This is a genomic window from Chromobacterium fluminis, from assembly GCF_011602385.1.
Classification (GTDB): domain Bacteria; phylum Pseudomonadota; class Gammaproteobacteria; order Burkholderiales; family Chromobacteriaceae; genus Chromobacterium; species Chromobacterium fluminis.
The window spans coordinates 1-10,074 of sequence record NZ_JAAOMA010000083.1 but is presented as its reverse complement, the minus strand read 5'-3'; the positions used below and the strand labels follow the sequence as shown (position 1 = coordinate 10,074).

General features: G+C 64.0%; 10 protein-coding genes. 9 read left to right on the top strand and 1 reads right to left on the bottom strand.

Features of this window, described 5'->3' with window-relative positions; translation table 11 throughout:
* Positions 1-17 precede the first annotated feature (17 nt).
* The 4 genes from HA052_RS27840 to HA052_RS26320 all read left to right on the top strand — a co-directional run bounded on the left by HA052_RS27840 (position 18) and on the right by HA052_RS26320 (position 5,155).
* On the top strand, positions 18-170 hold the full coding sequence (locus HA052_RS27840; RefSeq protein WP_346774594.1) for an ExbD/TolR family protein: 153 nt from the start codon (positions 18-20) through the stop codon (positions 168-170).
* A 13-nt stretch (positions 171-183) separates the two neighbouring features.
* The gene (locus tag HA052_RS26330; RefSeq protein ID WP_166454311.1) at positions 184-603 is read left to right on the top strand and encodes an ExbD/TolR family protein; all 420 of its coding nucleotides are present in this window, start codon (positions 184-186) and stop codon (positions 601-603) included.
* A 307-nt stretch (positions 604-910) separates the two neighbouring features.
* A complete protein-coding gene (locus HA052_RS26325) occupies positions 911-2,026 on the top strand; it encodes an efflux RND transporter periplasmic adaptor subunit (protein ID WP_166454310.1) in 1,116 nt (371 codons plus the stop codon).
* A 15-nt stretch (positions 2,027-2,041) separates the two neighbouring features.
* Positions 2,042-5,155 carry an efflux RND transporter permease subunit gene (locus HA052_RS26320; RefSeq protein ID WP_166454309.1) on the top strand — a complete coding sequence of 1,038 codons (3,114 nt, stop codon included), beginning with the start codon at positions 2,042-2,044 and terminating at the stop codon, positions 5,153-5,155.
* 52 nt (positions 5,156-5,207) lie between these two features.
* Here HA052_RS26320 and HA052_RS26315 read toward each other — a convergent pair whose 3' ends face one another.
* On the bottom strand, positions 5,208-5,573 hold the full coding sequence (locus tag HA052_RS26315) for a hypothetical protein (protein ID WP_081551307.1): 366 nt from the start codon (positions 5,571-5,573) through the stop codon (positions 5,208-5,210).
* 75 nt (positions 5,574-5,648) lie between these two features.
* On the opposite strand from HA052_RS26315, the gene HA052_RS26310 reads away from it, so the two are divergent.
* From HA052_RS26310 to HA052_RS26290, 5 genes are all read left to right on the top strand, one after another.
* Positions 5,649-5,942, top strand: coding sequence for a hypothetical protein (locus HA052_RS26310; protein ID WP_166454308.1), 294 nt, complete (start codon positions 5,649-5,651; stop codon positions 5,940-5,942).
* A complete protein-coding gene (locus tag HA052_RS26305) occupies positions 5,939-7,711 on the top strand; it encodes an ABC transporter substrate-binding protein (protein ID WP_166454307.1) in 1,773 nt (590 codons plus the stop codon). Before HA052_RS26310 ends, HA052_RS26305 begins: the two co-directional genes overlap by 4 nt.
* Before the next feature lie 21 nt (positions 7,712-7,732).
* Entirely contained in the window at positions 7,733-8,671 is a 939-nt protein-coding gene (locus HA052_RS26300) for an ABC transporter permease (protein WP_166454306.1), read from the top strand.
* 13 nt (positions 8,672-8,684) lie between these two features.
* Positions 8,685-9,746, top strand: a complete 1,062-nt coding sequence (locus tag HA052_RS26295; RefSeq protein ID WP_166454305.1) for an ABC transporter permease — start codon at positions 8,685-8,687, stop codon at positions 9,744-9,746.
* Between the two features lie 17 nt (positions 9,747-9,763).
* Positions 9,764-10,074: ATP-binding cassette domain-containing protein (locus HA052_RS26290; protein WP_166454304.1), on the top strand; the 311-nt coding region annotated here is incomplete at its 3' end.

Below are 10,074 nucleotides of genomic sequence, written 5' to 3'. Positions count from 1 at the left end.
AGCTGCTGGCGCGGCTGGTGAAGGAGGCGAAGAAGGATCCGCAGCCGGAAGTGCACATCCGGGGCGACCTGGGGGCGAAGTACAGCCCGATAGGCCGGATCGTGCTGGCGGTGCAGCAGGCGGGGATTGTGAAGATCGCCTTTATTACCGAACCGCCGCCGCGGAACTAGAAGGGAGAGCAAGATGGGAATGAATGTAGGCTCGTCCGACGACGAACTGATGGTGGAAATGAACACCACGCCGCTGATCGACGTGATGCTGGTGCTGCTGATCATGCTGATCATCACCATTCCGATCCAGACGCACGCGGTGAAGCTGGACATGCCGGTGAGCAGTCCGGCGAAGCCGATGGAGAAGCCGGTGGTGGTGCAGATAGACATAGCGCCGGACAACGGGATCTTGTGGAACGGGGAGCGTTTGGCGAACCGAGAGGCTTTGGAGAAGAAGCTGACGGAAGCGGCGGGGCGTGTGCCGCAGCCGGAGTTTCACATCAAGCCGAACAAGGACGCGGGGTACGAGCCGGTGGCGATGGTGCTGGCGGAGTCGCAGCGTTTGGGGGTGACCAAGCTGGGCATTGTGGGCTCCGAGCAGTTTGTGCAATGACATATGTCTAATGGATAGTGTTGTGGCATGATAACGGGCGGCCGCAGTCAGGCCGCCCAAATGCTTGACTGCGGCTTGTCCGCTCACGCTTCACAACAACAAGACAATACGACCACACAATGGCATATCCCGCGGTGACGCCTGTGGGAAGATGCCGAGCGGCCCTGGTCCGGCCGCCGGCGCGAGGGGGAGTCTTGCGTCGTTTCATCGTCCTGGATGCGCGGCCGCCGAGCCTGACGCGGCGGCCGATCACGCGTGTCCGAGCTCCGCGTCGCGGGCGGCTCAACCATAGAAAAGAACAACACAGATGAACACACGATTTGTCATAGTCCCGCTCTTGTCGTTGGCGCTGGCGGCTTGCGGCGCCAAACCGTCCAACCCGCTCAAGGAGGGCGCAGCCGGCAAGGCCGCGGCTTCCGCGCCGGTGGCGCGGACCTTGTCCACCGCCGATGTGATGGCGGCCAAGCCGCGCGTGCTGGCGGCGACGATCGCCTTCACCGGATCGCTCAACGCCTTGACCAGCGGCACCGTGGCCGCTGAGGTGGAGGCCCGGGTCAAGGAAGTGCGCGTGCGCGAGGGCGAGGCGGTCAAACGCGGCCAGGTGCTGGCGGTGCTGGACGCCGAAGTGCTGTCGCAATCGGTGGCGGAGCAGAACGCCCAAGTGGCCAATACCGAGGCGCGGCTGCGCCTGGCCAAGGTCAAATTGGAAAAACAGCGCGAACTGCTGCACAAGGGCTTCATCTCGCAGATCGCCTATGACGAATTCGACAGCGATTACCGGGTGAAGGAGGGGGAGGCCAAGGCTCAGGCCACCCAGTTGGCGCGCGCGCGCCGGCTGCTGGCGGACACTCAGATCCGCGCGCCGATAGACGGCGTGGTGTACGAGCGCAAAATCAATCCGGGCGAAGTGGCCGGCAAGAACGCGGTGCTGTTCGCCATCGCGGATCTATCGGTGCTGGAAATCGCTGCCACCGTGCCGGCGCGGCTGATCTCGCAGATCCAGCCGGGCATGCAGGCCAGTTTCAGCGTGGACGGCCTGGCCGAGCCACAGCGCGGCGAAGTGGTGCGCATCAACCCGGTGGCGGTGGCGGGCACCCGCAGCTTCACCCTTTACATACGCGTGAAAAACCCGGAACACAAGCTGAAGGCCGGACAGTTCGCCAAGGGCGGCATTGTGCTGCGCCAGGTCAGCGACCAGATCGTGCTGCCGCTGCCGGCCATCCACGATCCGGACGGCCAGCCCTGGGTGCTGGTGGCGCGCCAGGGCCGGCTGGAGCGGCGTCCGGTGGAGCTGTTGCTGCGCTCCGAGGCGGACCGGCTGGCGGCGGTGTCCGGTGTCAAGCCGGGCGAGCACGTGATCGCCGTGGACCTGGTGGGGGTGAAAGCCGGCGATCCGGTTTCCCTGCCCGGCGGCAAACTCTAAGCGGAGGGGCGCAGTATGTGGCTGACCCGAGTAAGTGTCCGCAATCCCTATTTCGCCGCCGTGTTGATGATGACGCTGGTGGTGCTGGGCTTGTTTTCCTGGCAGCGGCTGGCGGTGGAGGAAATGCCGGACATCCGCTTCCCCATCGCCCTGGTATCCACCGACTATCCCGGCGCTTCGCCGGAAGTGGTGGAAAGCGAAATCTCCAAGCCGGTGGAAGAAGCGGTCAACACCATCAACGGCATCAAGGAAATCCGTTCCTATTCCATGGAAGGCAATTCCACCGTGGTGGTGGAATTCGAGTTGTCGGTGGATCCGGTGTCGGCGGTGCAGAACGTGCGGGACAAGATAGGCGCCATCCAGGGCCAGTTCCGCCGCGAGATCTCCGCGCCCACCGTGTCCCAGGTGGACCCCAACGACAACCCCATGCTGACCCTGGTGCTGACCTCGGACCAGACCCGGCCGCGCGAACTGACCACCTGGGTGGACAAGGTGCTGAAAAAGCGGCTGCAGATGGTGGCCGGCGTCGGCGACGTCAAGCTGATAGGCGGCGTGCGCCGCGAGATTCGCGTCGACGTGGACCCGGTGCGGCTGGAAGCCTCCGGCCTGTCCCTGCAGGACGTGGCCGACGCGCTGCGCGCCGCCAACCAGGACTTCCCCGCCGGCTCGGTGTCGGCGGTCAGCAAGGAGTGGGCGATCCGCGTCGCCGGCAAGTTGAAATCGGCCGACGACTTCTCGCAACTGGCGGTGGGCTACCGCAACGGCGCGCCCATTCGGCTTGAGGACATCGCCACCGTGGCCGACACCGAGGCCGAGCAGTCCAGCATCTCGCTGATAGACGGCCGGCCCGGCGTGTCGCTGGACCTGCGCGCCGCGCGCGGCGCCAACGTGGTGGAAGTGGCCGAAGGCGTCAAGGCCAGGGTGGCCGAGCTGAAAAGCCAGATGCCGGCCGGGGTCAAGGTGCGCTACACCTACGACACCGCCGAGGACGTGAAGAAGTCGCTGAACAACGTTGAATCCACGCTGCTGGAAGGCGCCGGCCTGACCGTGCTGATCGTCTTCCTGTTCCTGGGCAGCTGGCGCAGCACCGTGATCACCGGCCTGACCCTGCCGGTGTCGCTGATCGGCACCTTGTTCGCCATTCAGATGTTCGGTTTTACCTTGAACATGTTGACCCTGCTGGCCTTGTCGCTGTCCATCGGCCTCTTGATCGACGACGCCATCGTGGTGCGGGAAAACATCGTGCGCCATGCGGGCCTGGGCAAGAGCCACTACCAGGCGGCGCTGGACGGCACCAATGAAATCGGCCTGGCGGTGCTGGCCACCACCTTGACCGTGGTGGCGGTGTTCCTGCCGGTGGGTTTCATGGGCGGCATCATCGGCAAGTTCTTCCACCAGTTCGGCCTGACCGTGGCGGTGGCGGTGCTGATTTCCATGTTGGTCAGCTTCACGCTGGACCCGATGTTGTCGTCCATCTGGCACGATCCGCATCGCCACGGCGACAAACACCGCGGCCCGCTGGGGCGGATGCTGGATGCCTTCGAAAGCTCGCTGGACCTGCTGTCGGAGCGTTACGTCGGCGTGATCCGCTGGGCGCTGGGTCATCGCAAGACCGTGGTCGGCACCGCCTTGCTGCTGACCGTGGCCAGCTTCGCGCTGGTGCCCGGCATCGGCGGCGAATTCATCCCGGAGCGAGACAGCGGCAAATTCACCATCAGTTACCAGACCGCGCCCGGCTCAGCGCTGGAATACACCGCCACCAAGGGCCATGAGCTGGCGGCGGCGGTGAAGGGCATTCCCGAGATCAAGTCGATCTCGATGAATGTGGGCGAGGGCAATTTCGGCGCCGGCAAGAACGACGGCTCGGTGACGGTGGACATCGGCGACAAGAACAGCCGTCAGCGCACGCTGGGCCAGGTGATCGCCGACGCGCGCGCGCGAGTGCTGCCCGTGGCCGGCGTCACCATCAAATCGGTGGCCAACGAGCAGCAGCAGGGCAAGCCGGTCAAAGTGGGCTTGCGCGGCAGCGATCTGCGCGAACTGACGGCGGTGTCCGAAGACCTGATGCGCCGGCTGGGCAAGATCCAAGGCGTGCGCGATATCGAGTCCAATCTCAGCGAAGGCGATCCGGCCTTGAACCTGGTGCTCAAGCGCGACGCCGCCACCAGCCTGGGCGTGGACCTGGCCCGCGTGGGCAAGACGCTGTCCATCCTGCTGGCCGGCAACGCGGTCACCACCTGGGAAGCGCCGGACGGCGAAAACTACGACGTCAAGCTGCGGGTGCCCAAGTCCGAACGCCGCCAGGAGCTCTTGGACGCGCTGACCGTGGCCGGGCGGCCGGACGCCAACGGCGCGGCCAATATGATTCCGCTGTCCTCCTTGATAGAAACCCGGCAGGGCATCAGCCCGCGCCAGATCAAGCGCGTCAACATGATGCGGGAGATCACCATCCTGGCCAATATCGAAGGCCGCGACGCCGGCACCGTCTCCGCCGAGGTGCATCAGCTGGTGGAGGGGCTGAAGCTGCCGCCGGGCGTGATGCTGGTGCAGGGCGGCCAGCAAAAGGATATGCAGGAATCGCTGGGCTACGCGGTGCAGGCCTTGGCCTTGGGGGTGATTTTCATCTATCTGATCCTGGCCGCGCAGTTCCGCAGCTTCACGCTGCCAGTCACCATCATGATGGCGCTGCCGCTGGCTTTCGTCGGCGTCTTCTGTTCGCTTTATTTGTTCGGATCCACGCTGAACATGTTCTCGGTGATCGGCATCATCATGTTGATGGGCCTGGCGGCCAAGAACGGCATCCTGCTAGTGGACTTCGTCAACCAGGCGCGGCGCGAAGGCATGGAACGCAACCAGGCCATTGTGGAGGCCGGCCGGGTGCGCTTGCGGCCCATCATGATGACCAGCCTGGCGATGATCTTCGGCATGTTGCCGCTGGCGCTGGGCACCGGCGACGGTTCGGAGAGCAACCGGCCGATGGCGCACGCCATCATCGGCGGCCTGTTGACCTCCACCGTGCTGACCCTGATCGTGGTGCCGGTGGTCTACACCTATCTGGACGGCTTGCGCAGCCGGGTGCGCCGCCTACTGGGCGGCAAGCCGGCGCACCAACCGGCGGCCGAACATTGAAACGAAAAGAGCCTGCGTTTGCGCAGGCTCTTTCTTTTGGCGAGGACGGCGTTTAATTTTTAGGCGGCGCCACGCAGTCATTACCCTCAAAGCTCACCGACTGAATGGTATGGGTTTTGGGGTCGGCGACGAAGTTGGTGGTGCAGCGGTAATACACCGAACCGCCGCCGCTGAAGCCCCAAGGGTAGTTGTAGAAACCGCCCTGATAGGGCATTTCCTGGCTGTAGGCGCTGCGGTAGGTGTAGAGCTGATTGCCGTTGGGCATGGTCAGCTGGCTGGTGGGCGCGCCCCATTGCGCCAGCATCTCGTTGACGTCGCGGCCTTGCCAGCCGTAGACCTTTTGCGCGTAACCCGCCTGGGTGGCGCAGCCGGTCAGCAGGCTGGCGGCCAGCAGGGACAGCGCTAGCGTTGTTTTCATGAGGCGCTCCTGAGTAATGTGCCAGGCGGAGAGAGACTGCGTCCGCCTGAGGTGGTTCGAAGGGATGCTTTTACGATGGCGTCGCCGCTGCCGCTTGTCAACAAGCCAGGCCGGCGCACCTTGTTCATGAGTGTTAAGAACCTGTTTACTATCTGCTGCGCGTCGGCGGGATGGATAGAAATGGGCGTTAAAACCAAGCTCAAAATGCTCATGTACCACGAGTACATTCCGCTTTTTCGCTTGTTTTCGCCTTGTCTCGCCTTAGCTCGCGAGATCGTAAACACGTTCCAAGAGCCGCTAAAACGGCGACATAAAAATCGGCTGGCGCAAGACGCCAGGCCGGAGCGACAACAAAGGAGAAAATCATGAGCCTGAAGCGATGCGCGCTGCTGGCGCTGATGGCGTGGGGAGGGATGTCGGCGCAGGCCGCGGACATGAACAAGGTGCTGCATGTGGCCTTCAATGCGCCGGAGACCGGTTTCGATCCGTCCAAAACCTCGGATATCTATTCCGGCGCCATCATCGAACACATCTTCGACCCGCTGCTGACCTTCGACTACCTGGCGCGGCCGGTCAAGGTGGTGCCCAATGTCGCCACCGCCATGCCCACGGTCAGCGCCGACGCCAAAACCTACACTTTCACCCTTAAAAAAGGCGTGTACTTTGCGCCGGACCCCGCCTTCAAAGGCAAGAAGCGCGAGCTGACGGCGGAAGACTACGTTTACGCCTTCAAGCGGCTGATTGATCCGGCGGTCGCCTCGCCGATCAGCGATCTGGTGGCCGGCAAGTTCGTCGGTCTGGATGCCTGGGCCAAGCCCGCCGGCGGCAAGATCAACTATGACGCGCCGGTGGCTGGCGTGCGCGCGCTGGACCGCTACACCCTGCAACTCAAGCTGATCCAGCCTTATCCGGCGTTGAAATACATCCTGGCCGCGCCCTTCGTGCAAGGTCAGGCGCGCGAGGCGGTGGAAGCCTACGGCAGCAACACCAACGCCCACCCGGTGGGCACCGGCCCCTATATGCTGGCCAAATGGCAGCCCGGCACCCACATCTCGCTGGTGGCCAATCCCAATTTCCGCAAGCAGACCTTCAACTACCAGCCGGGCAGCGACCCGGAAGACCAACGCGTCGCCCGCGAGATGAACGGCAAGAGCTACCCGCAGATCGGCCGCATCGAAGTGTCGGTGATCCAGGAGGAACAACCCACCTGGCTGGCGTTCAAGAGCGCGGAGCTGGACCTGGTGGGCATTCCCCAGCCGCTGATCCGGCAACTGCTGCGAATGGACCCCTCCAACCCGTGGCGGGCCGAACTGAAGCCGGACCTCCAGCGGCAGGGTATACGCCTGCTGCGCAGCCTGGACGAGGAAATCACCTTTTACGCCTTCGGGATGAAGGACCCGGTGGTGGGCGGCTACGGCAAGGAAAAAATCGCGCTGCGCCGCGCCATCACCATGGCCTTCAATACCGACGAAACCATACGCGACATCCGCCGCAACCAGGCGGTCAAGGTTCAGTACGTGGTGCCGCCCAATGTGGCCGGCCACAACCCGGATTTCCGCGGCGCCTTCCCCTATAACCCGGCGCTGGCCAACGCCTTGCTGGACCGCTTCGGCTACAAGAAGGGCGCGGACGGCTACCGCCGCCAGCCGGACGGCGCGCCGCTGGTGGTGGACTTCCTGACCGGCCCCACCGCCATCGACAAGCAATGGAACGAGTACTGGCAAAAAGCCTTCGATCTGATCAAAGTGCGCGTGGACTTCCGCGTCATGCAGTGGAACGAACAGATCAAGGCGCAGCGCGAATGCAAGTTCGGCATGAACGGCGCGGCCTGGATCGCGGACTTCCCGGACGGCGAAAACTTCGTCCAGCTGCTATACGGCCCCAATACCGGCGGCGTCAACTACGCCTGCTATCAGTCCTCGCGCTATGACCGGCTGTACGAGCAGTCTCGCAATCTGGAGGACGGCCCGGAACGCAACCGGCTGTACGACGCGATGAACAAAATCGTGATGGCGGACACCCCCTGGGCCTTCAGCGACATCCGTTTCCGCAACACGCTGATCCAGCCCTGGGTGCGAGGCGCCAAGCTGCATCCCAACTACAACTACATCTGGCGTTTCCTGGACGTGCAGAAGTAAGCGGCAGGCGAGGAGAACATCATGTCCGCTTTTATCATCCGTCGCATCCTGCAGATGATTCCAACCCTGTTTGGCGTCATGCTGCTGGTTTTCATCCTGTTCACCCTGGTGGGCGGGGACCCGTCGCTGGTGCTGGCCGGCAAGCACCTGACGCCGGACGTGCTGGCCAATATCCGCGCCCAGCTGGGCCTGGACCAGAGCCTGCCGCAGCAGTTCTGGATCTTCGTCAAACAGGTGCTGACGCTGGACTTCGGCACCTCCTGGTCCACCCAGCAGCCGGTGGCCGACATCATCGGCAGCCGCGTCGGCCCCTCGCTGACGCTGACCGGCGCCATGCTGGTGGTGGACCTGCTGATCGCCATCCCGCTGGCGGCGCTGGTCGCTTATTTCCGCGGCGGCCTCACCGACCACATCGTCACCATCGCCTGCACCGTGGCCATGTCGGTCAGCGCGCTGGTCTACATCATCGCCGGCCAGTATTTCCTGGCTTTCAAGATGGGCTGGTTCCCGGTGCGCGGTTGGGGGGACTCCTTTTGGATCAACCTCTTCGTCTACGTGCCGCTGCCGCTGCTGATGGGCCTGATGGTGTCCCTGGGGCCGGACATCCGCTTCTACCGCAGCTTCTTTGTCGAGGAAATCGGCCAAGACTACGTGCGCACCGCGCGCGCCAAGGGCCTGTCCGAGCGCACGGTGATGCTCAAGCACGTGTTGCGCAACGCGCTGATCCCGGTGGTGACCAGCGTGATGATGTCGCTGCCCTATATGTTGATCGGCGCGCTGGTGCTGGAAAGCTTCTTCGGCATTCCCGGCATGGGTAATGAAGTGGTGATGGCGGTGAACAAGAGCGATTTCCCGGTGATCAAGGCCATCACCATTTATATCGCCATTGCCACCATGGTGTTCAATCTGCTGGGCGATCTGGTCTACAAGCTGATCGACCCGCGCGTGCAGCTCAAGTGAGAGAGGGCTGGAGATGACGACATTGCACAATAGCGCCGGCGCAGCGCCGGCCGCCCCCTCGCGCGGTTTGTGGGCGCTGGGCTGGCAAAGGCTGAAACGCAAGAAAGTGGGCTTTGTTTCGCTGTGGATCGTGGCGGTCTACCTGCTGCTGGCCGTGGGCGGCTGGTTCAATCTGGTGGGCGGCGGCTGGACCGACGAAATCGCCGTGCCCTACGCGCCGCCCAGCTGGGTGCAGGCCTCCGCCGACGACGTGTTGCCGCCGGAGCCGGCCAAACCCGCCCAGGCGTCCGTCCCCATTGTCACCATGACGCCGGAGGAGGACCCGATAGGCCGGGAGCTGCAACAGGCGCGGCAGCACGTGGGCGAATACGCGCAGACCGCGCCGGCCAAGCACGCCAGCTTGCCCTTCGGCGCCGACCTGCGCGGCCGCGACGTGATAGAGAAAACCCTGAAAGGCACCTCCACCTCTATCTTCGTCGGCGTGTTCGGCGCGGTGGCGGCCTTGCTGGTGGGCTGCGCGCTGGGCGCGGCGGCCGGTTATTTCGGTGGCCGGGTGGACGATGCGCTCAATTGGTTCTACAGCGTGTTCACCTCGGTGCCGGACATGCTGCTGCTGCTGTCCTTCGCCGCTGTTTCCGGCCGCGGCATCACCACCATCGTCACGGTGATGGCGCTGACCAGCTGGACCGGCAGCTTCCGCCTGGTGCGCGCCGAATACCTGAAACTCAAGGGCCGCGAATACGTGCAGGCCGCCGACGCCATCGGTGCCGGCAACGCCCGCAAGATGTTCATCCACATCCTGCCCAATATTTCCCACCTGTTGCTGGTGCAGTTTTCCTTGCTCACCGTGGCGCTGATCAAATACGAGGCCATTCTGTCCTTCCTCGGTTTCGGCGTCGGTGTGCGCCAGGTCAGCCTGGGCTCGATGCTGGCGGAAGCCCCCACCGAGCTGATTCAGGGCTATTGGTGGCAAATGTTGGCGGTTACCTTGTCGATGTCGCTGTTGGTCACCGCCTTCAGCCTGTTGGTGGATGCGCTGCGCGACGCGCTGGACCCGCGCGCGGCGGTGAAGTGAGTGGGGGAGAACAAACCATGACCCAAAACCAGACCCTGCTGTCGGTGCGCAATCTCAAAGTGGCGTTCCGCCAGGAGAACGGCGGCGAATTCCAGGCGCTCAAGGGCGTCAGCTTCGACATCCCGGCCAAGCGCACCGTGGCCTTGGTGGGCGAATCCGGCTCCGGCAAATCCGTGACCTCCATGGCCATCATGCGCCTGTTGTCGCCGCAGCACGCCAGCATCCACCCGGACAGCCAGATCCTGCTGCAAGGGCGGGATCTGCTCAAGGCCGGCGGCGCCGAGATGCGCGCGCTGCGCGGCAAAGACATCGCGATGATCTTCCAGGA